General features: G+C 61.1%; 19 protein-coding genes and 1 tRNA gene. 10 read left to right on the plus strand and 10 right to left on the minus strand.

The window, feature by feature from the left end:
- On the minus strand, window positions 1-182 hold a 182-nt coding region (locus HMPREF9463_RS11265), incomplete at its 3' end, for an IS110 family transposase (protein ID WP_035136786.1).
- Window positions 183-679: 497 nt separating this feature from the next.
- Between HMPREF9463_RS11265 and HMPREF9463_RS01635 the strand changes: the two genes are divergently transcribed.
- From HMPREF9463_RS01635 to HMPREF9463_RS01650, 4 genes are all read left to right on the plus strand, one after another.
- Complete coding sequence (locus HMPREF9463_RS01635) at window positions 680-2,656, plus strand: RecQ family ATP-dependent DNA helicase (protein ID WP_084591734.1); 1,977 nt, start codon at window positions 680-682, stop codon at window positions 2,654-2,656.
- Window positions 2,657-2,658: 2 nt separating this feature from the next.
- Entirely contained in the window at window positions 2,659-3,414 is a 756-nt protein-coding gene (locus HMPREF9463_RS01640; protein ID WP_035136787.1) for a GntR family transcriptional regulator, read from the plus strand.
- Between the two features lie 144 nt (window positions 3,415-3,558).
- Window positions 3,559-4,527 carry an SIS domain-containing protein gene (locus HMPREF9463_RS01645; RefSeq protein ID WP_035136788.1) on the plus strand — a complete coding sequence of 323 codons (969 nt, stop codon included), beginning with the start codon at window positions 3,559-3,561 and terminating at the stop codon, window positions 4,525-4,527.
- Between the two features lie 84 nt (window positions 4,528-4,611).
- Window positions 4,612-5,259, plus strand: a complete 648-nt coding sequence (locus HMPREF9463_RS01650; RefSeq protein ID WP_035137154.1) for a cyclase family protein — start codon at window positions 4,612-4,614, stop codon at window positions 5,257-5,259.
- Between the two features lie 146 nt (window positions 5,260-5,405).
- Here HMPREF9463_RS01650 and HMPREF9463_RS01655 read toward each other — a convergent pair whose 3' ends face one another.
- On the minus strand, window positions 5,406-6,383 hold the full coding sequence (locus tag HMPREF9463_RS01655; RefSeq protein WP_035136789.1) for an L-lactate dehydrogenase: 978 nt from the start codon (window positions 6,381-6,383) through the stop codon (window positions 5,406-5,408).
- Between the two features lie 210 nt (window positions 6,384-6,593).
- Here HMPREF9463_RS01655 and metA point away from each other — a divergent pair, with 210 nt between their 5' ends.
- Window positions 6,594-7,520 (plus strand): homoserine O-acetyltransferase MetA, encoded by a 927-nt coding sequence (gene metA, locus HMPREF9463_RS01660; RefSeq protein ID WP_035136791.1) that lies wholly within the window; start codon window positions 6,594-6,596, stop codon window positions 7,518-7,520.
- A 42-nt stretch (window positions 7,521-7,562) separates the two neighbouring features.
- On the opposite strand, the gene HMPREF9463_RS01665 is transcribed toward metA, so the two are convergent.
- The 4 genes from HMPREF9463_RS01665 to HMPREF9463_RS01675 all read right to left on the minus strand — a co-directional run bounded on the left by HMPREF9463_RS01665 (window position 7,563) and on the right by HMPREF9463_RS01675 (window position 12,057).
- A complete protein-coding gene (locus HMPREF9463_RS01665) occupies window positions 7,563-8,159 on the minus strand; it encodes a 5-formyltetrahydrofolate cyclo-ligase (protein WP_052043998.1) in 597 nt (198 codons plus the stop codon).
- A gap of 121 nt (window positions 8,160-8,280) precedes the next feature.
- Complete coding sequence (locus HMPREF9463_RS01670) at window positions 8,281-8,610, minus strand: type II toxin-antitoxin system HicB family antitoxin (RefSeq protein WP_022094981.1); 330 nt, start codon at window positions 8,608-8,610, stop codon at window positions 8,281-8,283.
- A complete protein-coding gene (locus tag HMPREF9463_RS11535; RefSeq protein ID WP_084591735.1) occupies window positions 8,603-8,866 on the minus strand; it encodes a type II toxin-antitoxin system HicA family toxin in 264 nt (87 codons plus the stop codon). The genes HMPREF9463_RS01670 and HMPREF9463_RS11535 overlap by 8 nt, the downstream gene beginning before the upstream one ends.
- 155 nt (window positions 8,867-9,021) lie before the next feature.
- Complete coding sequence (locus HMPREF9463_RS01675) at window positions 9,022-12,057, minus strand: insulinase family protein (protein ID WP_035136792.1); 3,036 nt, start codon at window positions 12,055-12,057, stop codon at window positions 9,022-9,024.
- 623 nt (window positions 12,058-12,680) lie between these two features.
- Here HMPREF9463_RS01675 and HMPREF9463_RS01680 point away from each other — a divergent pair.
- Window positions 12,681-14,147 (plus strand): ATP-binding protein, encoded by a 1,467-nt coding sequence (locus tag HMPREF9463_RS01680; RefSeq protein ID WP_035136793.1) that lies wholly within the window; start codon window positions 12,681-12,683, stop codon window positions 14,145-14,147.
- Between the two features lie 100 nt (window positions 14,148-14,247).
- Here the strand turns inward: HMPREF9463_RS01680 and HMPREF9463_RS01685 are convergent, their stop codons facing one another.
- The gene (locus HMPREF9463_RS01685; RefSeq protein ID WP_035136794.1) at window positions 14,248-14,739 is read right to left on the minus strand and encodes a hypothetical protein; all 492 of its coding nucleotides are present in this window, start codon (window positions 14,737-14,739) and stop codon (window positions 14,248-14,250) included.
- Window positions 14,740-14,954: 215 nt separating this feature from the next.
- Here HMPREF9463_RS01685 and HMPREF9463_RS10335 point away from each other — a divergent pair, with 215 nt between their 5' ends.
- Window positions 14,955-16,037, plus strand: coding sequence for an HNH endonuclease (locus tag HMPREF9463_RS10335; RefSeq protein WP_006235116.1), 1,083 nt, complete (start codon window positions 14,955-14,957; stop codon window positions 16,035-16,037).
- 444 nt (window positions 16,038-16,481) lie between these two features.
- On the opposite strand, the gene HMPREF9463_RS10340 is transcribed toward HMPREF9463_RS10335, so the two are convergent.
- Both HMPREF9463_RS10340 and HMPREF9463_RS01705 read right to left on the minus strand, forming a co-directional pair.
- Window positions 16,482-17,168 carry a DUF5710 domain-containing protein gene (locus HMPREF9463_RS10340; RefSeq protein WP_052043999.1) on the minus strand — a complete coding sequence of 229 codons (687 nt, stop codon included), beginning with the start codon at window positions 17,166-17,168 and terminating at the stop codon, window positions 16,482-16,484.
- A 226-nt stretch (window positions 17,169-17,394) separates the two neighbouring features.
- Window positions 17,395-17,469 (minus strand) — tRNA-Val (locus HMPREF9463_RS01705).
- A 289-nt stretch (window positions 17,470-17,758) separates the two neighbouring features.
- Here HMPREF9463_RS01705 and HMPREF9463_RS01710 point away from each other — a divergent pair.
- From HMPREF9463_RS01710 to glmM, 3 genes are all read left to right on the plus strand, one after another.
- Window positions 17,759-18,781 (plus strand): DMT family transporter, encoded by a 1,023-nt coding sequence (locus HMPREF9463_RS01710; RefSeq protein WP_192919570.1) that lies wholly within the window; start codon window positions 17,759-17,761, stop codon window positions 18,779-18,781.
- A 149-nt stretch (window positions 18,782-18,930) separates the two neighbouring features.
- Window positions 18,931-21,243 (plus strand): DUF4012 domain-containing protein, encoded by a 2,313-nt coding sequence (locus HMPREF9463_RS01715; protein WP_035136797.1) that lies wholly within the window; start codon window positions 18,931-18,933, stop codon window positions 21,241-21,243.
- Between the two features lie 83 nt (window positions 21,244-21,326).
- Window positions 21,327-22,658 (plus strand): phosphoglucosamine mutase, encoded by a 1,332-nt coding sequence (gene glmM, locus HMPREF9463_RS01720; protein WP_035136798.1) that lies wholly within the window; start codon window positions 21,327-21,329, stop codon window positions 22,656-22,658.
- Window positions 22,659-22,755: 97 nt separating this feature from the next.
- On the opposite strand, the gene HMPREF9463_RS01725 is transcribed toward glmM, so the two are convergent.
- Window positions 22,756-24,339 carry a carboxypeptidase M32 gene (locus HMPREF9463_RS01725; RefSeq protein ID WP_035136799.1) on the minus strand — a complete coding sequence of 528 codons (1,584 nt, stop codon included), beginning with the start codon at window positions 24,337-24,339 and terminating at the stop codon, window positions 22,756-22,758.
- Window positions 24,340-24,587: the final 248 nt, after the last annotated feature.

Consider the following 24,587-nt stretch of genomic DNA (forward strand, 5'->3'; position numbering starts at 1 on the left):
CGACGACGACGAGCCGTGCCGGCGGGCGCGGAGGCGAACAGCGCGTCGAGCTCGGCCTCCCNGTTGCGGACGGGGGCGCTGGCCAGCACCTCCCCGTCGCGGTCGATCAGGCAGGCCCAGTGCGACGACTTGCCGACGTCCAGGCCGAGCACGGCCGCGGGTCTGGTGGATGGCGCTTTCACGGTGGTATCCTTCCGGTAGTCGTTCGACCGGATGGCCTCCCCCTCGGCACTCACATTACCAGCCGCGGCGCCTGCCCGGCACTTTCCTATCAGCCGTCGGGGGCGGCGCGTCCCGCGCCGGCAGCACCCAACAGGCCCTCTCGGGGGCAGGGACGTTCGGCCGTGCGCGGGCGCCCGGTCGGCGGCCCGTTCTGGGCGCGCCTCAATCGTAGCCCGAGACGGTCCCGGGCTGACAATTTCGACTGTAATGGACGTTCTTAAACGACTAGTCATTCAAGAACGTCCCCAATGACTACCTGCAGAATGAGCGTGGATAATCTCCCGTTTTTGGCTCGGTGACGGTCTCAAAGTGGGAGATTATCCACGCTCGTTTGGCAAGTGTCCGAAAATCCACGGTTGCCCGCCTTGGATCGTATTGCCCGTGGTCGGCAGCCGGGCGACGCCGGTCCGCGTGGCGGCGTATAATCGGCGGCAGATGACTTGGACGTTAGGAAACCATGACCGATAGCATGCAGCAGATGGCGCTTGACACGCTCGGCGCCTATTTTGGCTACACCTCGTTTCGCCCGGGGCAGGACCGCATGGTGGATGCGATTCTTGCAGGCCGCGATGCGCTGGGTGTTATGCCCACGGGCGCCGGCAAGTCCATTTGCTACCAGGTGCCCGCGCTCATACTGCCCGGCATCACCTTTGTGGTGAGTCCGCTGCTGTCGCTTATGGAGGACCAGACCCGTGCGTTGCTCGCGGCGGGTGCGCGACCCAGCTATCTCAACTCCAGCCTTACTCCGGCCCAGCAAAATACCGTGCTCAAACGGGCGCGCGAGGGCCGCTACCAGCTTATGTACGTGGCGCCCGAGCGTCTGCTCGAGCCGCGCTTTTTAGCCTTTGCGCAGGAGGCTGCGGCGGACGGCGGCATTGGCGTGCCGCTCGTGGCCATTGACGAGGCCCACTGCGTGAGCCAATGGGGCCAGGATTTCCGTCCCGCCTATCTGCAGATTCGTGAGTTCATCGATTCCCTGCCGCAGCGCCCCATCGTTGCGGCCTTTACCGCTACGGCGACCGAGCGCGTGCGTGCGGACATTCAGCAGATGCTCGGCCTGCAAAACCCCGCGACGGTGGTGACGGGCTTCGATCGCAAGAGCCTCTACTTTGGTTGCGAGGAGATGGGCGACAAGGCCAAGACTGCCTGGGTGCGCGACTACGTGATTGCGCATTCGAGCGAGAGCGGCATCGTGTATTGCTCGACTCGCAAGACGGTCGATGCGCTGGCGGGCGAGCTTGCCGAGGCGCTGGGACCCAGTGGCATTCGCGTGGGCCGTTACCATGCCGGCATGGGCAACGACGCCCGCCGCCAGAGCCAGCGTGCCTTTATCGACGACGACATTCAGGTGATGGTTGCCACCAACGCCTTTGGCATGGGCATCGACAAGCCCAACGTGCGCTACGTGATCCACAACAACGTGCCCGAGAGCATCGAGGCATACTACCAAGAGGCGGGCCGCGCTGGCCGCGATGGCGATCCGGCCAGCTGTCACTTGCTGTGGAACGGTAACGATTTTCGCATGCGCCGCTTTTTGATCGACCGCGGCGATGCGGCCGACGAGGCGCTCGACGACGAGCAGCGCGCGTGGGCGCTCCAGAACCGTTATCGTCTGCTCAGCCAGATGGAGGGCTACTGCAATACCACCGGCTGCCTGCGCGAATACATGCTGCGCTACTTTGGCGACGAGGCCGCGGCCGAGCATGCGGCAGCCGCCGCGGGCGGCACGGCAGACGACGCCGAGGGCTGCGGCAACTGCAGCAACTGTCTCACGCAGTTCGAGGTCGAGGACGTCACCGATATGGCCCGCGCCGCTGTGCGTTATGTGGCCACGCGTCCCATGCGCTTTGGCAAGTCGCTCATCGCCGATGTGCTTCACGGCGGCAACACCGAGCGCATTCGCCAGATGCATTTGGACGAGGACTGCGGCTACGGTGAGCTGTCGAGCGAATCGGTCGGGCGCATCAAGGATATCATCGGCCAGCTGTGCGGCCGCGGTTATCTGGCCACCTCGCAGGGGCAGTACCCAGTCGTGGGACTGGGTCCGCGTGCCGGCGAGGTCGAGGACGAGGCGTTCGCCTTTACCGTTAAGCGTCGCGCGTCCAAGCGCAAGGCCTCGGCCCGCGCCCGCCGCGCCGTCGATCTGCTGCGCGAGGAGGCCGAGCTGGATCAGCGCCCGCGCGTTGGCGACGATGCCGAGCTGTTCGAGCGCCTGCGTGCCCTCCGCAAGGAGATCTCGACCGAGCTGGAGATGGCGCCGTATATGGTCTTTTCCGACAAGGCCCTGCGCGGCCTGTGCCGCCTGCGTCCGCAGACGCGCGAGGAGCTGATCCAGGTCAACGGCATTGGCGAGAAAAAAGCCGACGCCTTTGGCGAGCAGTTTATGGCGGCGATTGAAGAATTTGAGTCCGAGCATGCGCGGGATGGAGCGTAACGATGGCATTCGACGATAAAACCGACCGCACTGACGTGCCCGCCGTGCCGCTGTACCAACAGGTCATGGATGACCTAAAGGGCGAGATCGCGCGCGGTGTGTACCCCGCCGGCTCGCGCATCCCTGCCGAGATGGAGCTCGCGAAGTCCTACGGCGTGGGGCGCATCACCGTGCGCCGTGCCATCGAGGAGCTGTCGCGCGCGGGGTATCTCAACCGCCAGCAGGGGAGGGGCACGTTTGTGTGCGCTCCCAAGCTCAAGCGCAAGATTCGCCAGAAGGGTGACGTCCAGAGCTTTACTGAGGGTTGTGCTGCCAACGACATGGTGCCGGGTGCGCGTCTGGTGTCGCGCACGGTGGTCGCGGCGACGCACGAGGATGCGGCGTTCTTTGGCGTGGAGCCCGGCTGCGAGCTTATCGTGGTCGAGCGCGTGCGCACGGCCGACGGCATCCCCGTCATGCTCGAGAACAACGCCTTTGTGCTCGCCGACCATCCCTACCTGCAGACGCTGGCCGACGAGGACCTCACCGATAACTCAATCTTTGCGCTCGTTGCCGAGCATTCGGGTCGCGCGCCGCTCAAGTCCGACCCCTGCACCGTGGAGATTGCGCTTGCCGATACTCAGACGGCCCCGCTGCTGGAGGTGCCGGTCGGCGAGCCTCTCTTCTATATGGAGGCCTACTTTACCGACGCCGGCGGGCGCCCTCTACTGCTCGGCCGCCAAAAGATCGTGGGCTCGCGCTACGTCTTCGACATCTAACGTCCACAGATAGAACAACATAGAACAAATTTGCTGAGATGACTTCACGGGCGTTGTTACACGTGCTATAAATAGGACAACATAGAACGACAGCAGGTACGAGCTGTCGTCGTTCAAAGCCGCCCCACAAGGAGGAGCATCAGCATGAACGCACATGATCTGGTTCAGGAAATCATCGAGCGCAAGGGCAAGATCGAGAACGTCTTTTGGATCGCTTGCGGCGGTTCGATGATCGATCTCATGCCGGCCAACGAGCTGCTCAAGCGTGAGGCCACCACGTTTACCTCGACGGTCTACACGGCGCGCGAGTTTTGCCTGATGGCTCCCAAGAGTCTTGGCGAGAAGTCGCTCGTCATCGCCTGCAGCCACAGCGGCAACACGCAGGAGGTCGTCGACGGCTGCGAGATGGCGCTGGCCGCCGGTGCCGAGGTCATTGCCCTTACCGACTGCGAGGGCTCAAAGATCGACAACGGCAAGTGGACTACCTGGGTCTATCCGTGGGGTGAGGGCGTGTCGCAGGCTGAGGTGCCGCAGGGCATTGGCGCTCTGATCGCCGCCGAGTTGCTCGACCAGCAGGAAGGCTACGAGTCACTCGCCGACATGTATGAGGGCCTCAAGCAGATGGATGCGCTGCTGCCCGCCGCCCGTGAGAAGGTCAACGCCGAGCTGGGCGCCCGCTTTGCCGAGCTCTGCCAGCAGCACAAGTTTTTCTATATCCTGGGCTCCGGTCCCAACTTTAGCCAGACCTATGCCATGGCGATTTGCTCGCTCATGGAGATGCAGTGGCAGCACTGCTGCTACATCCACTCCGGCGAGTACTTCCATGGCCCGTTCGAAGCCACCGAGCCCGGCGTGTTCTACTTTGTGCAGCTCGGATCGGGCGAGTGCCGCCCCATGGAGGAGCGCGCTCTTGCGTTCCTCAACACGCACACCGATACCGTCATGGTGCTCGATGCGCTCGAGTACGGCGTGGGTGAAGTGCCTGCCAGCGTGCGTTCGTACCTGGAGCCGATCTTCTTCTACGCGATGAGCTGCGAGCTGCGTGCCGCCCGCGGCAAGGTGTTCGACCACAGCCCCGAGATTCGTCGCTACATGGGCATCGAGCAGTACTAGGTACCGGGAATAACCTCTCACGACGGGGCTTCCGGCAAGTGCGGGCCCCGTTTTGCTTTGCCAAGAAAGAAATGGGGATTGAACATGCGCGTGCTTGATTTGACTCACACTATTAGGGAAGACATGCCGGTATTTCCCGGAGCCGATACACCCAAGCTGCTGCCGTCGAGCACCTACGAGCACGACGGATTTAAAGAGACGCTCATGCAGATGTACGCCCATACGGGGACGCATATGGATTCACCGGCGCATCTGTTTGCCGACCGCACGACACTCGATGCGTTTCCGGCAAGCCAGTTTATAGGCAGGGCATTGGTTGTCGATTGCCGCATGCTCGCCGAGGGTGAGGCCATTACTGTGGAGCAGCTCCATCCCTATGGCGATAAGGTGACCCAAGCCGAGTTTTTGCTGTTCAACTTGGGTTGGGATAAGCGCTGGGGAACTGAGGCGTACTTTGGCGACTATCCTTGCGTGGACGACGAGGTGTTGGACCTGATCATCGACGGCGGCTACAAGGGCGTCGGCTTTGATGTAATTGGACTCGACCCCATCGCGGACGAAAACCTGACGCGCCACAAGAAGTTGTTCCGCGCATGCGATATCGTTAACATCGAGAATCTTAAGGACTTGGACTGTTGCGGCGACGATCTGTTCTGGTTTAGCTGCGCACCGCTCAAAATTGAGGATTGCGACGGCTCGCCCATTCGCGCAATCGCGTGGTTTGAGGATTAAAGCGCCCTGTTCCATCTGTCGAAAAAACATTCACCTTCGATTCGCAAGCGTGTCGTTTGAGTCAAAAAGCGGGCCGCGCCGGGGATTTCCGACGCAGCCCGCTTGGTATTGCGCTTAGATTCACGAGGTGTCGCGGCAACCGACGCTTACTTGGCGTCGTATGCCTCGGCTTCCCACCAGTCGAGCTGGGCGATGTTGTCGCGGATGTGCTGGCAGCTCTTGTGGAAGCCCTCGAGCTCATACTCGGAAAGGTCGAGCGTGTAGACCTCCTCGACGCCCTCGGCGCCGATCACGCACGGCAGGGAGGTGAAGATGCCCTCCTCGCCATACTGGCCGGTCATGAGCGTGGAGGCGGAAAGCACGGCGTGCTCGTTGTGCAGAACGGCGGCGCAGACGCGCGCGGCGGAGTTGGCGACGGCGTACTCGGTGCACTGCTTGCCCTGGTAGGTCACATAGCCGCCCTTGCGTGCAAGCTCCTCGACCTCCATGTGGTCGAAGGCGTACTTGTCGGGGTTCTCGGCCTGAAGCTCGTTGAGGCTCTTGCCGGCGATGGTTGCGGCCTTAAAGGCGGCCAGCTGGCTAAAGCCGTGCTCGCCGATCATGTAGGCGTCGATGGACTTGGGGCTCACGCCGACCTTCTTGGAGATCTCGGTGCGCAGACGGGCGGAGTCCAGACCGCAGCCCGAGCCGATGATCTTCTTGGGATCGTAGCCGGTCAGGTGCCACAGCTCGGTGCACACGACGTCGCAGGGGTTGGAGATGCTCACGAAGATGCCGTCAAAGCCGGCGTCGACGATGCGCTTGGCAAAGGTGCGGGCGGCGTCGGTGGTAAAGAACAGCTCGCCGTCGCGGTTGCCGGCGGCCAGCGCGACCTTGCCGGCGGCGTTGACGATGACGTCGCAGCAGGCAAGTTCCTCGTAGTGGTCGTAGCAGTTGACGATCTTGGTGTTGTACGGGACAAACGAAAGGGAGTCGCGCAGGTCCTGGACCTCGGACGTCACCTTGGCCTCGTTGATATCGCACAGGTACAGCTCATCGGCAATGCCCTGCATGAGCAGGCTGTTGGCGACATGTGCTCCTACGTGGCCCTGGCCGACCACACCGATCTTACGCGTCTGGTACATATATGTATCCTTTCGGCCGAGTTTTTCGCGTCGAACCATTGTAGCGTCCTGTTGCCACTTTGCTAGGCTAAAGCGCTATAGATTTTTGGGCATGCCTTAATCTCTACTTTTGGAGCGATTTGGGCCGCTGACGGTATCGCTGGGCGATGTGCTCGCGCGGATGGCGCTGGTCGTTGTACCATAGCTGCAACTGACTCGTAAGGAGCATCCATGCCCATTCGCATCCCCGACGCCCTCCCTGCCGCCGCGCAGCTCGAGAGCGAGAACATCTTTGTCATGACCGAGTACCGGGCGCTGCACCAGGACATCCGTCCGCTGCGCGTGCTCATCCTCAACCTCATGCCCACCAAAATCGCTACCGAGACGCAGATCATGCGCAAGCTCTCCAACACGCCGCTGCAGGTGGAGGTGGACCTGCTGCGCACCAAAACACACGAGGCCACGCACGTGAGCGCCGGCCACCTGGAGACGTTCTACCGCACGTTCGACGACATCCGCGACATCCACTACGACGGCCTGATTATCACGGGCGCCCCGGTGGAACAGATGCCGTTCGAAGAGGTCGACTACTGGCCCGAGCTCTGCCAGATCATGGACTGGTCTACCACGCACGTACACTCTACGCTGCACATTTGTTGGGGCGCACAGGCCGGTCTGTACCATCATTACGGTATCCAGAAGTATGACCTGCCGGCAAAGGCGAGCGGCGTGTTCGAGCATTATCTGGTGAAGCCGCAAAGCCCGCTGGTCCGCGGCTTCGACGACCGTTTCTATGCCGTGCATTCGCGCAACACCGATGTGCGCCGCGAGGACGTGGAGGCCGAGCCGCAGCTTGAGGTCGTGGCCGTGTCCGACGAGGTGGGCCTGTACATCGTCAAGTCGACCGACAGCCGTCGCTTCTTTGTCTTTGGCCATCCCGAGTACGACACCGATACGCTGCGCCTGGAGTACGAGCGCGATGTGAAGCGCGGGCTCAACCCGGAGGTGCCGGCGCATTACTTCCCGGGCGACGACCCCTCCGCCGAGCCGCGCAACGTCTGGCGCAGCCAAGCTCAGCTGTTCTACACCAACTGGCTCAACTACTACGTCTACCAGACCACGCCCTACGACCTGGCCCGCGCCGGCGAGGAGCACTAGGCTGCGATGGTACTGCTGTAGCCGTGGCTGATATGGCGGCGATTAGGCGCTGATGATGTGGGGTAGCGGCAGGTCGTGAGCGTCGGTGGGAACGCGGTCGACACGCTGCTCGTCAAAGGCGATGCCGATGATTTGGCATGCGGGCGAGAGCATGGGCAGGTAGCGGTCGTAGCAACCGCCGCCGTAGCCCAGGCGCGCGCCGGTTTGGTCGAAGGCCACGAGCGGCACGACGATCATGTCGAGAGCTTCGGCAGGCACGATAGGGAAGTGGTTGCTGTCGATGTCCGTGGCCGCAAAGGCCCGCGTAGGGTGGGCGATAAACGGAGCCGCGGACGCATCGTCGGCGGCAACTGCCCGCATACACATGCGCTGGCCACAAGCCACGGTGTCTGTTGCCGAGAGCATGCACGGATAGGCCACGCGCCAGCCGCGCGCGGCGGCCGCAGCGGCAAACGCGGCAGGGTCTGCCTCGGAACCCATCGCGGCATAGACGGCAACGATGCGCGGCGCCGCGGCATCTAAGCGGCCCAGCAGCTCAACCAGCCGCGCACAGATATCAGCAGACTTCGCCGCCCGCAAGTCCAAATCAAGAGCATCGCGCTGGGCAATCACCGCCCGCCGCAACTCAGCCTTGTCCATCCCAACCTCCTCTAGCAAACCTGCCAAAAAGTGACAGGCTTATTTTGGCTGGTTTTATCTGGGCAAACGTCGAAGCCGCCACAAAGGCGCCCTGTGTGGCGGCTTCGACTCGACGTTGGCTTCACAGCGCCGCAGCGATCGCTTCAGTCACAAACTTATTGAGTGACTCACCCTTCTTTGCCGCTGCCAGCGCTGCTTGCTTGTGGAGCTCAGAGCCCGTTCTTACGTTGAACGAGCCCTTAAAAGCCCGCTCGGGTTCCTTGCCCTTCTCGGCGCAAAACTCAAGGTAATCGTCGACGGCGTCGTGGAAGCATTGCTCCACCTCTTCAGCCGTGGAGCCTTCAAATACGATTGCGTCCCTAATGCCGGCGACCATACCTGTTAGCACATGCTGTTCGGCATCGAACTCGACCGGGGCGAAATAACCCTTGTATGCCAAAACGTTACTCATGACTACCTCCGACATCTTGCAGAAAGCGAACGATGTTTCGAATGGTCCCCGCTGTCAATTCGTCAGATGGATGAGGCGCGTGCATTACGAACATCCTGCCATCTGATGGCCTGTAGAAGCGAACGCGCGATCCGGACGTCTTGCCTTTACTGTCCATTTCAAAGCCATATGAAGCCATAACTTTAAGAAAGTCAGCAAATCTATACGTTGAAGGACAGCTAAGCAGCTGGGCGATGAGTTTATCGGATCGAGTCATCCCGCCTCACATTCTGCAACTATATTCTAGTTGCAATTTCAGTTCGATGCAAGCACCTCTACTATAGAACATGTGTGCGTATAGAACAAGTGTTCGAACTACCACGAAGGGCTCCTGTGAACTGCGCCCTTCGTGGTAGTTTTGCTTGCCGTGCCTTAGCCCAGCAGGTCGATGACGTTGAAGCCGGCGTTGCTCTTGGCGATGACGTCGCGGCCGCCAAAGACGCAGGTGGGTGACTCGGCTGCGATGCGCGTTACGTCGGCGCCGAGCGAGCGAAGCTCACCGGGCGTGGCGGCGAGCATCTGGGCGCGGCGCTCCTCGCGCGCATGCGGATCGAGCCCGGCCAGGTAGGTCGTGTTGCGGCGCTTGGTGAGCGCGTACGGCTTCACCGGCGCGTCCATGCCGCTCACGCAGCTCACGATAAAGCCCTCAAAGGCGGCCTCGTCGGGATCAAAGCTGCCGAGCCATTCGCCCGCGCGCGCCACGCGCTCAATCGAGGGGTCGATTGCCGGGTCGCGGTAGGTGTAGAACGCCGCCTGACGCTCGCCGGCCGCGCGGAATCCGCAGCCGTACGCGCCGCCCTTAACGCGGATCTCGTTCCACAGATAGTCGTAGGAGAGCGCGTTGGCGGCAACCGCCCAGGCGCCCGTCACGTCGATGCCCAAGCGACGCGGGTCGCACGCGCTTGCCGCAAAACAGATGTCGCTGGGGATGACAAAGGCCTCGTGGCGGTCGCACGGCGTCGGCACCACGAGCGCGTTGCGGCCGGCATCGGCGCCGTCGCCAGCGCCCAGCTCCAGGTCGCCCGCGGCGGCCCAGTATGCGTTAAAGTCCTCGTCGCTGCCGGTAAAGCTCGCCAGGCAGCCATCGGCCACAAAGATGCGGCCTGCCAGCTCGGCAAGCTTGGTACGCAACCCGTTCACGCGCTCGTCAAAGTGGTCGAGCAGGTCGCGCAGGAACAGATAGAAGTCCACGCCCGAAAGCTGCTCGCGCACCACGGCCGAAGGCGAGCTGTAGCTCATCGCGCGACCGAGCGCCGCCGAGTGGCCGTTGTTGATAAAGCCCTGCTCAAGCCCAATGCGAATCTGTGTGAGCACGTCGCGCACGCGGTCGGCGTCGGCATCTGCCAAAAGCGTGCTCGACCATACCTCGCGCGGCAGACTCGCCAGCGCATCGATCTTCTCGGACAGGGCGCCGGCGCTCACCAGCAGGTAGGGGCGCACGCCGTCCACTTCGGGCTGCGTCATGACCTCGGTCGTAAAGCTCAAAAAGCCGAGCTTGCCAGCGAGCAAGTTGTCGAGTTCCTCGGCCGAGTGCTCGCGCGTGGGCAGCTGCTTAAGCAGGCGGCAGAGCAGTGTCACATAGGGCAGGTCCTCAAACGCGACGCAGTTCAGGTCGAAATACTGCATGGCGTAGGCCAGACGGTTGGTGGGGATGCCGTGGCGCAGGCAGGGGATGGGCACGGTCGTGTCCACGATCAGTGGCGGCTCGGGGCGCGCCTCGCCAATGTCGGACACGCGCAGGCGCGGCAGCGTGGCCTTGGCCTCGGGTGTGTCTTCCGCCTCCTGCGCGGCACGCAGCGCGGCCGTGCGCTCGACCACGTCGGTCAGCTCGGCATCGGTCATGGCATCGCGCTTGGCTGCCAGCTCGGCGGCCTCGGCACCCTCCGAACCCTCGGCGGCGTCCACCGGCACCAGCTCGACCAGTGCCATGTGGTCGTTTTCCAGCACCAGCTCGCGCAGCAGGTCCTCAAAATAGCTGCCGTCCAGCTCGCTACGCAGCTCCTCGTACACCGGGCCGTACTTGAGCGCCAGCGTCGCGGCGTCGTCATCGTAGAGCCAGGTGCTCAGCGCGTCGCACGCAATGGCCACGCCGTCGGCGATGCCATAGTCACGCTGGCGCAGGTCGTACTCGTTGCTGCTGATGATGGCTTCCAGACGCTCGCGCGGAACTCCGTGCTCGCACAGGTCGCGGCAGGCGTCCTGGAACACGCGACGCAGCTCGCGCGCCACACCGGGCTGTGCGTTTTGCAGCATGATGAGCTCGTAGGGCTGCAGGCTCTCGGCCGCGGTGTAGCTCACCACGTTGCCGCCCAGGCCGGCGGCCAGAATGGCCTTCTTAACCGGCGCTTCGTTGGAGCCCAGCAGCGCCTCGAACAGGATATCCGCCGCGATCGTGCGCTTGCGGTCGAGCGCGCTGCCCAGCACAAGGCCCAGGCCCACCAGGGCGTTCTCGGGTGTGGTGGCCATCTCGATGCGCTTGTACTCGCAGGTCACGGGCGCCTGCGCGTCCAACGGATTGGGCGCCAGCGTGGACGGGTCCTCGCCGGCGGCAACGGCAGCGTCCATGCGGCGGCTCGCGGCACTCGGCTGCGACAGATAGCGCTCGTCCAAAAAGGCCAGTGCGCGGTCCACGTCCAGGTCGCCGTAGAGCGTGATGTAGGAGTTGGAGGGATTGTAGTGTCGCGCGTGCGTGTCCAGGAACTGCTCGTAGGTGAGCGCGGGAATCGCGCGCGGGTCGCCGCCGCTCTCGTGCGCATAGGCGGTGTCGGGATAGAGCGCGGCGTTGACGGCATCGTCCAGCACGCTCATGGGATCGGACAGCGCGCCCTTCATCTCGTTGAACACCACGCCGTTATAACGCAGCGTGCCCTCGTGCAGGCTCGCGGCGCTGCTGTCGCCGTCGCCCTCCGGCAGGTCCAGTTCGTAGTGCCAGCCCTCCTGCTCAAAAATGGTGGGCTTGGTATAGATGGCCGGGTTGAACACCGCGTCCAGGTACACGTCCATCAGGTTGTACAGATCCTGCTCGTTGGTGGTGGCAACGGGGTAGATGGTCTTGTCGGGGTAGGTCATGGCGTTGAGGAACGTCTGCATGGAGCTCTTGATCAGGTCGACAAACGGCTCCTTGACGGGAAACTTGGCCGATCCGCACAGCACCGAGTGCTCAAGAATATGGAACACGCCGGTGGAATCGGCCGGCGGCGTCTTAAAGCCAATGGCAAAGGCCTTGTTTTCGTCGTCGCACGCCAGGTACAGCAGACGAGCGCCCGAGGCAGTGTGTCGCAGCACGTAAGCGTCCGAGTCGAGCTCGGGCACGGTCTCGCGGCGCTCGACGGCAAAGCCGTGGCAGGTAGTGCCGGGCACCAGCAGTGCAGCGGCTGCGGCGCGCGGGTCGGTTGAGGTGGTGGGCATATGCAGTCTCCTTTGACGCCCCAGCGGGGGCGAATCGAGTCGAATCCTCGAGAGTATACCCATATGGGGCCGCGACCCTGCGGCGAACTGGAGACGATGCCAGCGGATTGGGCGAAGGGCTCGCGTGCCCGCCGCACGAGCGTGGAAAATTGGACACTCGCCAAACGAGAGTGGATATTCGGACGGACGAGCGAGGATTTCCGGATACCTATCGAACGAGAGTGGATATTTGGACGGAATTTGCCGCAAAAGCCCCAAAAACCGTCCAAATATCCACTCTCGATATCCGACCGTCCGAAAATCCTCGCTCGTCCATCACTCGCGTATCTCTCGTCCCTCATTCGTCTCTAATATGAGAGATGACAGGAAGATGAGAGAAAAATATGAGAGATAACTGAGCAGCAAAGAGACAGGCAATCATGGTATTGTCTCAATACCAATTGTTCTACCAGCAAAAATATGTATAAATGAAGCAAATGGTAGACATTCCATCTCTCATCTATCTCTCTATCTCTAAGCCGAGAGATAGAGAGATAGATGAGAGATAATTTCGAGAGATAACTGAGAGACGAGGGAAATCTATCCGCGGCATTCTCCGCAGGACCGAGCGAAAGGACGTGCAGATGAACGAAAACGAGCTGACCGGTCTGCTTGAGTCTTTAAGGCGTATGGGCTCGGATGATCTTAACGTCGAAGTGAAGGAGAGCGCCACGACGCTTTCCCGCGATGTGTGGGAAACGGTGAGCGCATTCGCGAACACTGCCGGCGGAATCATCGTGCTCGGAGTGAGTGAGCGCGCAGGTTTTGTCCCGGTTGAGAACTTCGAGACCGAGAAAGTGCTCAACCAATTTGTGTCAGGCATGGGTGATGCGGGCGGTCGAGGAAAGCTGGCCAATCCGCCTAAATACACGATCGAGCGAGTGGAGCTTCAGGACGTCATCGTTCTCGTCATTACGATTGAGGAGCTCGATCCGTCGAGCAAGCCCTGCTATGTCATAGAGCGGGGCGCCCAGGGCGGCAGCTACAAGCGCATCGATGACAAAGATGTGCCGCTTTCATCGACCGAGGTGCTCGCATTGGCGTCATACGGTCGAGCGACTCCGAGCGATCGGGACGCGGTGGCGGGTGCGGGCGCGGACAATCTCGACGAGACGCTGGTCGACCGTACGATAGATCGGGCTTTCTCGTTGACGCCCCGGGCAATGCGCGGCGCGCCGGACAAACAAACGAAGCTGGAGCGCCTAAATATCCTTGATTCCCAGGGCAATGTCACCAAGGCTGGACTCCTAGTTGTGGGCACCTACCCTCAGCAGTTCTATCCCAAGCTCTTCATTGACGTGGCTGTCCATGCGGGAACTCAGAAGGGCATGGCGGGGTCGCTGAGGTTCATGGACCGCACAATCTGTGAGGGAACGTTGGGCGAGATGATCTCGGATGCCGTCGCAGCCGTCGCCAAGAATTTGCGGCGAACCTCGACCGTCCAAGGCGTCTCGCGTGTCGACTCGCTTGAGATTCCCGAGGAGGTTCTGCGCGAGGCAATCGCCAACGCCGTAATCCATCGAGAATACGGGGATCGGTTCTGTGGACAATCGATTGCCGTCGACGTCTTTGATGATCGTGTCGAGGTGACAAATCCTGGCGGCCTTTACGGGGGAAAGACTCGCGAGAACTTGTTTGACGGCAGCTCCCGATGCCGTAACGCGACGCTTGTGAAGCTCATGTCGATTGTCCCGCTGCCGGATGGCGCAGGTTCGCCGGCTGAGGGCAATGGCTCGGGCATCCCGATGATGATCGATGCCATGCGCGCGCATGGTCTGGCCGGGCCCCTGTTCTGCCCGGGATTCGATCGGTTCAAGGTCGTACTTTACCGTTCAAAGATCGAGCCGGTCGATCATGGCGGGGGCTTAATTGTGACGGCACTCAAACACTACGGCGAGCTGGGGACGCGCGAGCTGGCAGAGCACACAGGGCTCACAATTTCCCAGGTTAGGTCGCGCGTCAACGCGCTCATTGCTCAAGGCGAGCTTGAGCCCACGGCGCCGGCGACGAGCCGCAACCGCAAGTATCGACTGTCGGAGCGCGTGGGATAGATGCGTTAGTGGACGAGGCGACCCAATAATCGACCCTCGATTGGCGTCCATTAAGGTAAAGCGGTTGTTGCCCAGTCGACGGTGATGCTAAAGACTCGGCTTACGCCGGCATGGCCCCGAACCCGTCTATCAGGAACAGCCTAAGAACCAGCTTGATGACATTTCCCGGTTTGACTTCTGCCGCGTCAAAGACGTGGCGCTCGGCGAGCTCGCTGCAGTATGCATAGATGTCGCGGATAAGGTCCGCGCCCGAGAGCGTAAACATGTAGCCTGCGTCCGAAAGCGCATTGGGCGCGGCAGGCAACTTGGCCATGTGGCAGAACGTTTGCAGGTCGGGCGCCATAACGTTCTGGTAGTCGAGGTGGCCGTTGGCATCCTGCGCGGCAACCTCCAATTGGCGCACAAAATCCAGCGCCGCCGCTAACACAAAGCTCGGCGTAGGCGCATTGACGTCCTGAGTGGTCGCCACAAGCCTGCCCGCCGCCTGCGTGACAAGCCAAGCGACCTCGCGCTGGCAACGCACGGCCTTGCGCGTAACCGGCTTGATGGACGAAGAAGAAACGCTTCCCTTAGGCGGATTCGAAACAGCCACAAGAACCTCCCATGAACGACCCGGCCCAACAAGCCCGGATGAAACACGTGCTACATCAGTATACAGGGAAGTGGGGTAGCGGGGTACAAGCGCGCCAGCGGCAAACCGAGAGCATCAACGATGTGCCGATCGCGGAATGAGATCTCGTAATAATTGACTCTCGGCCATATTATTGAGGGGCATGACTCGCGTTCGTATGGTTGTAGGTGCTGGCGATGAACGACATTGACCTTGCTGTTCCGTTGATGGATGGACCAAGCTATGACCGCGCCTGCAGTCTCGTGCCTTCCGAATACGTTGAGGCATGGGAGTGGTTTCTGGGTGAGGAACAGCGCGGCGGCGTTTGGACCAGCCTTCCGCACCACACCAAGGAAGATAGTCCTCAGTATCAGTACCGTTTGAGAATTGGCTCGGACTTCTTTCCCGTAACGCGGGATTCAGGGATCTTCTGGCCGGGCCAGGATCGGGTGAAGCAAGATCCCAATAAGATCTTTGCGCTTTCGGTCCATAACTCTAAAAAGAGCTTCTACACCGATGTGCCTCCGCTCTATTTGGATGACGGTACGTGGGTCATTAAGTATTCGGTCCAAGCGCCAGGAGCCGTTGGTTCTCGAGACCAGAATTACAACCGTAAAATGCTCAACTGCATGGAATGTGGCGTCCCAGTCGGAGTCATATTTGCAACCGAGGTGGGCTATAAGGTGCTCGGCCTTGCGTTTGTTGAGCGGTTCGAGCCCGAAAATGGATGGTTTGTTCTGCACGGTCCTGTTCATAAAGGCGGACCGGACCCTCGTTTTGCGCCCGACATGAGTTATCTGAAGCACATACCCGTCGATATTGAGTTTGCCGGACAGGGTGCGACCGACGACGAAAAGGTCCGCTATGCGTTAAGGCGCGAGCGATTGGGGCAGCAATGGTTCCGCAAGCAGCTCGTTGCCGCCTATGATGGCCGTTGCGCGGTGTCGGACTGCGGCGTCAGTGAAGCTCTGGAGGCTGCACATATCGAGAATTACTCGGGACCCAAATCGCAGGTTGCCAGCAACGGTATTCTGCTTCGGCGCGATCTTCATTCCCTATTTGATGCTCACCTGATTTCGTTTGAGCCTGTTTGCGGCGAATATCGGCTGTGCGGATCGTACCTGCTGGATAAGACCGACTACGCTTCCTTTGCGGGTGCGACGCTAAGGCAGCCGGATGAGCGTCAGTGGCGACCCGATACGGTGTTTCTTGAGGCCCATCGCATTGAGTTCGATCGCTCGGAAAAGAAGCGTGAAAAGGCGGGGCTTCTGCCGTATTAGCGTATTTGGCTTTGGCATTCTTTGACGATCGTGTTGTTTGATCGGATCGCGTGGCGATGCAATCTCGCGCACGCCCGCCGGTGCATGCTCTTCCTGATTTGTATAGCGAGAGGGGAGCGTATATGAGCTGGCGAGGCGATATTGCGATGGGGAAGTACGGAAAACTGCCGTGTGCCCTTATAGACAACAATATGTTTCCGAGCGTAGAGGTTGATTGCGCGTCGTTTGTCGTCACCTGCCCTTGCTGCGGCTCGCAAATACCGTGTCTCGACATTCGGTTTATCGATGCGCGCGACAGACTCAGCGACGAAGTGAGAAAACGGACAGGCGTTCATATGCCGGTGTATCCGGAGAAATGCCCTGTTTGTGGCCTCGATATCGTGTACGACGCCGGCGACGAGGGATAGGTGATGCGGAGGAGTTGGCTGTGAGTGTCTTTTGCCTCTACAAATAAATCCCCTCACCGAGTTGCTTGTGGAACTCGGCGTGATGGTCGCGTGCCCAGGTAAAGAGCGCCTGGTCAAAGTCGGTACGCGTGACCGGGACGCCAAAGACGCCGGCAACTTCGACGCGTATAAACTCCAGTGCCGGCAGCTTGTTGATGGCAGTGAGGGCAAACGGGGACGAGGGCTCCTCGAACAGATAGCGGCTGCCTTGCAGCGCGTCGCAACTGGTGCACGTGTTGCCGAGCGACGGGGCTTTGGAGGCTCGCGCGCCTACGGGCTTGTAGCCGCAGCGCTTATGAAGGTAGTCGCGGATCTCGCCCGGTACGCAGCCAAGAGCGGGCACGATGGCGAGTGCGTTGGCGTTGGCCGTGTCGATGGCAATGTACCCGGCTTCGTTGGGCGCGTGCGCGATGGCGATGCTCTCGTCGTTATCGGTTCGATAGGGAATGCCGAAGGCTGCGACCGAGGTCTCTTTGTGACACTTCCAGCACTCGCGCTTGCCCAGTACTAGATATATATACGGCGCTGAGGGGTCGGATCGGTCAACACCGGGCAGCCACTCGGCAAAGGGCTCGGGGTTGACGCCGCTGGGTACATACCAGATCTTCTTGGTCCGGTCCCATTTGGCGCCCAGCGCCTTGGCTTCTTCTTTGTGCGAAAAGGGGACATCGAGCTCGGTGCGCATGGCGGCTCCTTGGTGCTGCAGGTGCAAGTGGCTCAAGGATACCGCAGGGCGCAGACATCGCGGCGTTTTGCTGAGAAGTTGCGGTGCGGACTGATTGGTTATGCCGATGAATAGATCGGCAAGTAGATGGTCGGCTTTTGGCTAGTTGGGCGGTTGGAGCTGCCAGCTGATTTGGCGACATAAAACAAAACAGCCCAGAGGACATAGCCTCTGAGCTGCGAACATTTGGTGGGCGTTAGAAGATTTGAACTTCTGACCTCTTCCGTGTCAGGGAAGCGCTCTCCCCCTGAGCTAAACGCCCGATCAAGGGTGCGCAAGCGCGCAAGGGATAATATAACGGAGCCTGAACTCGGTGGCAAGAACATTTTTAAAAATCGCTTACATTGTGGAATTCGGGGGCTTTGTCGCATCCATTTCAAAAGAGCCTGCTGCCGCGATTTGGCTGTCGCATAATGCAAGGCCATTGCGGTATCGAGCTATGGAAAGACGCCTGCGGAATTGTCCTACCGATAAGCGGACAAGCCTCCAGCTGGTGACTTCGCCGTGGTAAGGTAAGCCGAATTGTTTCCAGGCTGTTTCGGGGGAGTGGAATGAGCAAAGAGTGTGTCGAGCAGGTCGAAGGCGCAGGGGCTTCGGTGCCGATGACCGATATATCGAACATTGATGTGCCCGAGGGCACCGACGAGCTCAGCCGCAACACCCGTCGCGCATGGCGCGACCGCCTGAACAGCGCTTCGACGCGCAAGATGATCACGGGCGTCTTGGCTACGCTGGTGGGCGGTTCGTTTTGGGGCTTCTCGGGCACCAGCGCGAGTTTTTTGTTCGATACCTACCATGTCGATACGCTGTGGCTTATGAGCGTGCGTCAGATTCTCGCCGGCCTGCTCTTTATGGCTGTGGTTGTCACGCGCGACCGCGCACGCCTGGTCAAGCTTTGGACGACGCCCGCTGATCGCAAGCAGCTGCTGCTCTTTACCGCTTTTGGCCTGCTGTTCAACCAGTTTTGCTATCTTTCGGCCGTGCGCCTGACGAACGCCGGAACCGCGACGGTGCTCCAGTGCCTGCAGCTCGTTATCATCATGGGCTACGCCTGCGTGACCGATCGCCGTATGCCGCGTACTCGCGAAGTCATCGGCATTGGCCTGGCTCTGGGTGGAACCTTTTTAATCGCCACCGGCGGCGACCCCACCAGCCTGAATATCTCGCCGCTTGGCCTGGCAGCAGGTCTTATGTGTGCGGTCAGCGCCGCGTGTATGGCGGTGATTCCCGCCAAGATCCTGCCCGAATACGGCAGCCCCATCGTCACGGGCTCGGCAATGCTCACGGCGGGCGTGGTCTCGTGCGTCTTCGTGCAGCCCTGGGCGCATATGCCGGCGCTCGACGCTGCCGGCATCGAGGCGCTCGCGGTGTTCGTGGTTATCGGCTCGTTTTTTGCTTACATGCTTTATATGCAGGGCGTTAAGGACATCGGCTCGGTGCGCGCGAGCCTCATCGGAACTGTGGAGCCGGTTTCGGCGACCATCACCAGCGCCGTTATGCTGGGGACGGTGTTTTTGCCGACCGACCTTATCGGCTTTGTCATGATCATCGTGATGATGTTCCTCACGGTGTAGCTAGCGCCGCTGCCAAGACGGAAAAGGTGTTGTGCCGCATTTTCGCCAATTGATGTCCGTGTCTGGAGTTTAGCTGTCGATGCTCAAAATGCCATAAACTAGTAACGTTATGGACTTTTTCATTGCGACTCAATTGCGAGGATTTCTTTATGGCTGGTAATCACTTTAAGGGCAGCGATAGCGGCCGCCCTGCAGTTCCGCCGCGTCCGAACGGGGCTGGTAAGGCCGGCACGCCGGGCGGCGCTGGACAGGGCGGTTCCGGTAAGCGCGTGTCCCCGGGCGAGACGGCGATGTTTACCGCTCTGTACGAGCAGTCTCAAAAGGCAAAAAAGACCGGCCGTGCAAGAGGAAATGTCTTTGCGGGCGGTGCAACCTCTGCGTCGCAGCCGAGCGGGGCTCCTTCGGTACCTGCGAACAACGCAGGTGCTGCCAACGCCGCGAATGGCGCCGGCAACGTTAATGCCGGCAAGGCCGACAACAATACTCCCTCTGCCGGTGGCGCGGGGCTTACGGGTAACCTCGGCACGATTTACACCGGCGCCTCCGAGACAGGCACGTTCGCCCGCCTGGATGATAGCGGTGCCGAGTTTGCGGGCTCGGGTTCCAAGGAAGATTATTACGATTTTGGCTTGAACTACGGTAGCGATGCTTCGTCGAGTTCGACCTCTGACGGTCTGGTCCGTCATCGCCATCGCAAGGGCGAGCGCAAAAAGCGTCACACCGGCGCCATTATTGCCGCTGTAGTCGCGGTGCTTCTCGTTGCGCTTGGCGCAAGCGGCTTTATGCTGCTTAACTCGGCAAAGACCGTAAAGAGCGAAGCGAAGGAGGCTGTCGAGATCGTCGGTGGCCTTAAGGACAAGGTCACGTCGGGCGATTTTTCGACGCTGCCTGACGACGCGAAGAAGATCGATGAGCTCTGTAACAGCATGAAGGCGGAGACCTCGAGCCCGCTGTGGACGGCGGCTTCGTTTATCCCGGTGTATGGCAGCGATATCAATGCGGCCCGCACCATGATTGACGCCCTGTCCGATGTCTCGAGCAATGCGCTGGTTCCCATGGCCGATAACCTTTCGCAGGCTACGCCCGGCAAGCTGTTCCAGGACGGCATGATTAACGTGTCCGCGCTGCAGGCGGTCGCCGATTCGCTTTCCAGCAGCTCGAAGGTGTTCAAGAGCGCCAACGAGAAGGTCCAGGGCATTGGCGATACTCATATTTCCCAGGTGACCGAGCTGGTCGATAAGGCCAAGGACGGCTTTGCCACCCTCAACGGCGCGGTTGACGCGGCGGAGAAGGTCGCCCCCGTCCTTCCCCAGATGCTCGGCGCCAACGGCCAGACGCGCAACTACCTTATGTACGCCATGAACAACGTCGAGATTCGTGCCTGCGGCGGCTTTGGCGGTTCGCAGGGCCTGATTTCGGTCACCGACGGTCAGATGTCGATTGGCGAGTTTGTTCCCCGCATTGGACTCAGCGAGGATGAGGCGGTCGAGAGCGTCGACGAAGAGGATGAGGCGCTGTTCGGCAACCACAGCAACCTGTACAACTCGGGCAATACCTATTCGCCTGATTGGCCCCGCAACTCGCAGCGTGTCGCCGCGCTGTGGAAGTCCCAGTATGGACAGGACGTTGATGGCGTCATCGGTATCGACCCGGTGTTCCTGCAGTATCTGCTGGGCCTGGTCGGTAACGTGTCACTGCCCGACGGAACGGTTGTCGACGGCACCAACGCCGCAAAGGTCCTCATGCACGATGTGTACTGGAACTATCCGGTCGAGGAGTCGGACGGCATCTTTGCATCCGTCGCCAGCGCTGCCTTCGACAAGGTCCTTGGCGGTATCGGCGATGTCGATGTTACGAAGCTTGTCAGCGCCGTTGAGCGCGGTGCCGAAGAGGGCCGCCTGATCGCGTGGATGAGAAACGATGATGAGCAGAATGCCATCAAAGAGACGGGCATTGACGCTTCGCTGCCCGATCCGGATGATCCTAGTGCCGATCCCGTTGCCGGCGTTTACTTTAACAACCTGAGCTTCTCCAAGCTCGACTGGTATCTGAACGCCGACACTCAGATTGGTCAGGGCGTGAAGAACGGCGACGGCACGTGCTCCTATCACATCACCGTTACCCTGACGAACATCATGACGCAGGAGGAGGCTGGCAAGCTGCCCGACTACGTTGCGGCGAGCGCGCCCGATGCCGCGCGTGACGACGAGCGTCTGAATGTCTCGTTGTTTGCCCCGACGGGTGGCAACATCAGTGACCTTACGGTTGAGGGTACCCAGTTTGGTCTTGGTGCCGCTACGTGGCATGGAATCCCCTTCTATTCGGGCACCGTTGACCTGCATGCTGGCGAGACGACGACGATCACGTATACGCTGACCACGTCGGCCGAGGCGGGGGACAAGCCTCTTACGCTGCGTCAGACCCCTACATGCCAGGCGGCTCGCGACAGCGCGTCGGCGTAGGGTTTTTCTGGTAGCGCAGATAATCGAGTACCATTTTGGGGCGGACAGGCAATCTGTCCGCCCCTATTTTGTAAGGAGAGCGCATGAAGTACTTTGGCACCGACGGCTTTCGCGGTGAGGCCAACGTTGGGCTGACGGTAGAGCATGCTTATAAGATTGGCCGTTTTGTGGGCTGGTATTACGGTGTCAACCGCGAGCGCAAGGCGCGCGTCATCGTGGGCAAGGACACGCGTCGCTCGAGCTATATGTTCGAGGCGGCGCTGGTGAGCGGCCTGGTCGCGAGCGGTGCGGACGCCTATATACTGCACGTGATCCCGACGCCGGGCGTGGCACATCAGACCGTGGAGGGCTGCTTCGATTGCGGCATCATGATCAGTGCGAGCCACAACCCGTTTTGCGATAACGGCATTAAGCTCGTCAACAGCGACGGCTTTAAGATGGACGAGGACGTGCTGGAGCTCATCGAGGACTACATCGATGGCAAGAGCGAGGTACCGCTGGCAACGGGCAACCATATCGGCGCCACGGTCGATTACATGCAGGGCCGCAACCGCTATATTGCCTCGCTCATCGCCAGCGCGAACTTTTCGCTGCAGGGCGTCAAGATCGGTATCGACTGCGCCAACGGCTCGGCATCCTCGGTGGCCAAGCCGGTGTTCGACGCACTGGGCGCCGACGTGCGCGTGATCAACGCCGCGCCCGATGGCTTTAACATCAACGTCGACTGCGGCTCCACGCATATGGAGCGCCTGCAGCGCCATGTGGTGGAGCAGGGCCTGGACGTGGGCTTTGCCTATGACGGCGATGCCGATCGCTGCCTGGCCGTGGACGAGCGCGGTCGCGTGGTAGACGGCGATCAGATCCTGTACGTGTGCGGCGTGTATCTGAACAAGCACGGGCGACTCTCGGGCGGTACCGTGGTGCCGACGATTGCCAGCAACTTTGGCCTGGTCAAGTCGCTGGAGCTTGCCGGTCTGAGCGCCGTGACCAGCGGTGTGGGCGACCGTCACGTGTATGCCAAGATGCGCGAGGGCGGCTACAGCCTGGGTGGCGAGCAGACGGGCCATACGATCTTTGGCGATATCGAGCGCACGGGCGACGGCATTATGACCTCGCTGCGCGTGATGGAAGTGATTCGTGCCGAGCGTGAGACGCTCTCGCAGCTCACGGCTCCGTGCAAGCTGCTGCCGCAGGCGCAGGTGGCCGTGCACGTGGCGGACAAGGACGCCGCGCTCGAGAACATGGGCGTGCAGAACGCCATCGCCGAGGCCGAGGCGTCGCTGGCGGGCGAGGGCCGCGTGCTCGTACGCAAGAGCGGAACCGAGTCGGTTATCCGCGTGCTGGCCGAGGCGCCCGACCAAGCATCCGCCGATGCCGCCATGAAGCGCATCGCCAACGCGCTGGAAGCTCTGTAAGGTAGTCATTGGGGACGTTCTTAAACGACTAGGTGGAAAGGGGGCGCCGCGGATTGGTTCCGCGGCGCCCCCTTTGCGTTGGCGTGTCGCCTAAGCTTTACAGCTCGTAGAGCGTGGTGAACTTGTCTTGGAGGTAGCTGCAGTAGTAGCGGGCATCGAACGCCATGCCGCAGGCGCCCTTGATGAGCTCCGGCGCGTCCTTGGCGCGGCCCCACTGCCAAATGTGCTCGCCCAGCCAGGCACGGACGGGCGCCAGATCGCCGCTCGCGCAAGCACCGGTAAGGTCGACGCCGTCGCGGCACATGGCCGGCACAAACATGGCATCGTAGGCACTGCCCAGCGCATACGTGGGGAAGTAGCCAAACGAGCCGCCGCTCCAGTGCGTATCCTGTAGGCAGCCGTGCGTGTCGTCGGGAACGGGAATGCCCAGGTACTCATCCATAAAGCGATTCCAAAGCGCGGGGATGTCCTTGGCCGTGGCCTCGCCGGCAAACAGCATGCGCTCGATCTCGTAGCGCACCATAACGTGCAGCGGATAGGTGAGCTCGTCGGCCTCGGTGCGGATCAGCGAAGGCTGCGCGATGTTCACGGCGTGGTAGAGCGTGTCCTCGTCGACGTCGCCGTAGACCTCGGGTGCGTGGCGGCGCAGCACCTCGAGCAGCGGTCCCATAAAGGCACGGCTGCGGCCCACGGTGTTCTCGAAAAAGCGGCTCTGGCTCTCGTGGATGCCCATGGAGGTGCCACCCTCCAGGCACGTGCGCGCATAGGCGGGGTTCACGCCCAGCTCGTACATGGCGTGACCTGCCTCGTGGATGATGCTGAAGACGTTGGAGATACAGTCGTACTCGTAGATGTGCGTCGCGATGCGCGCATCGCCCACGGCAAAGCCCTCGCTAAACGGGTGCTCGGTAAAGGCAAGCGTGGTGTCGTCCAGGTCTAGGCCGACGAGCTTCATAAGGTCAAAGCTCATGGCGCGCTGGGCGGCCTCGGGCACGCGGGCGTGCAAAAAGTCGGCATCGGGCTGCTGGCCGCGCTCGCCGATGGCGTGCACGAGCGGCACGACCGTCGCCTTGACCTCATCGCAAAACGCATCGAAGCTCTCGGCAGAAAGGCCGCGCTCGTACTGGTCGAGCCAAACGTCGTATGGGTCGCGCTTGGGGTCCATGAGTTCGGCCTGATGCTTAAGTTGGGCGACGATTCTATCCACATAGGGCTCAAAGCTCGCCCAGTCGTTGGCCGTCTTGGCCTTGTGCCACACGGCGTCGGCCTCGCAGGTGAGCCTGGTCCAGGCCTCGGCCTCCTCGGTAGGAATAACGCTTGCCTCGCGCTGGTCGCGGCCGAGCACGCGAATCTCGTCGAGCAGCTGCGGGTCGTCTACGTGTCCGCCTGCAACCGTCTCGCGTGCTAACGAGCGTACGAGCTCAACGGACTTCTCGCTGGTCAGCAGCTTGTGATGCTCGCCGGCAAGCGTGCCCATGGCGTCGGCACGGGCGGCAGCGCCGTTGGCAGGAGCAATCGTCGCTCCATCGAACTCGGCAATCTTGAGCAGGTACTCGCGAGTCCACAGCTTGCCCTCGAGTTTGCGGAACTTTTTGACGGCCTTGTCGACTTTAGCGGCCTTGACGCCCTTGGCGGCCTTTGCCACGGCGACCTTGGCCTTCTTATCGAGTTTCTTTCCCATACCGTATCCTTAATCTCGCAGGCCGAGCGCCGCAGGCGGGTGCGCGGCCAGTTTGCACAGCTACCTGCCTTGTACCCAGCGCGAATAAAACGGAACGCGGCGATGCGCTCGCGAAATGTGTTATCCTATAGCCCAATGCGTTGACGGAGAGGGTTTTGCCCGCCGCGTCGCCGGCAAGAGAGGGAAGGTCATGGGCTGCAAGCCTTCCTGCGGTGGCAAGGGCCAAGCGTTCACTCCCGAGCAGCGAC

The sequence above is a fragment of the Collinsella sp. 4_8_47FAA genome (assembly GCF_000763055.1).
In the GTDB taxonomy this organism is placed as follows: domain Bacteria; phylum Actinomycetota; class Coriobacteriia; order Coriobacteriales; family Coriobacteriaceae; genus Collinsella.

Coding starts and splice junctions, on each gene's coding strand:
- HMPREF9463_RS01635 (WP_084591734.1), top strand. CDS start 680: ATGACCGATAGCATGCAGCAGATGGCGCTTGACACGCTCGGCGCCTAT.
- HMPREF9463_RS01650 (WP_035137154.1), top strand. CDS start 4,612: ATGCGCGTGCTTGATTTGACTCACACTATTAGGGAAGACATGCCGGTA.
- HMPREF9463_RS01665 (WP_052043998.1), bottom strand. CDS start 8,159: ATGGACAAGGCTGAGTTGCGGCGGGCGGTGATTGCCCAGCGCGATGCT.
- HMPREF9463_RS01680 (WP_035136793.1), top strand. CDS start 12,681: ATGAACGAAAACGAGCTGACCGGTCTGCTTGAGTCTTTAAGGCGTATG.
- glmM (WP_035136798.1), top strand. CDS start 21,327: ATGAAGTACTTTGGCACCGACGGCTTTCGCGGTGAGGCCAACGTTGGG.
- HMPREF9463_RS01645 (WP_035136788.1), top strand. CDS start 3,559: ATGAACGCACATGATCTGGTTCAGGAAATCATCGAGCGCAAGGGCAAG.
- HMPREF9463_RS01725 (WP_035136799.1), bottom strand. CDS start 24,339: ATGGGAAAGAAACTCGATAAGAAGGCCAAGGTCGCCGTGGCAAAGGCC.
- HMPREF9463_RS01670 (WP_022094981.1), bottom strand. CDS start 8,610: ATGAGTAACGTTTTGGCATACAAGGGTTATTTCGCCCCGGTCGAGTTC.
- metA (WP_035136791.1), top strand. CDS start 6,594: ATGCCCATTCGCATCCCCGACGCCCTCCCTGCCGCCGCGCAGCTCGAG.
- HMPREF9463_RS01710 (WP_192919570.1), top strand. CDS start 17,759: ATGAGCAAAGAGTGTGTCGAGCAGGTCGAAGGCGCAGGGGCTTCGGTG.
- HMPREF9463_RS10340 (WP_052043999.1), bottom strand. CDS start 17,168: ATGCGCACCGAGCTCGATGTCCCCTTTTCGCACAAAGAAGAAGCCAAG.
- HMPREF9463_RS11535 (WP_084591735.1), bottom strand. CDS start 8,866: ATGACTCGATCCGATAAACTCATCGCCCAGCTGCTTAGCTGTCCTTCA.
- HMPREF9463_RS01675 (WP_035136792.1), bottom strand. CDS start 12,057: ATGCCCACCACCTCAACCGACCCGCGCGCCGCAGCCGCTGCACTGCTG.
- HMPREF9463_RS01715 (WP_035136797.1), top strand. CDS start 18,931: ATGGCTGGTAATCACTTTAAGGGCAGCGATAGCGGCCGCCCTGCAGTT.
- HMPREF9463_RS10335 (WP_006235116.1), top strand. CDS start 14,955: ATGAACGACATTGACCTTGCTGTTCCGTTGATGGATGGACCAAGCTAT.
- HMPREF9463_RS01655 (WP_035136789.1), bottom strand. CDS start 6,383: ATGTACCAGACGCGTAAGATCGGTGTGGTCGGCCAGGGCCACGTAGGA.
- HMPREF9463_RS01640 (WP_035136787.1), top strand. CDS start 2,659: ATGGCATTCGACGATAAAACCGACCGCACTGACGTGCCCGCCGTGCCG.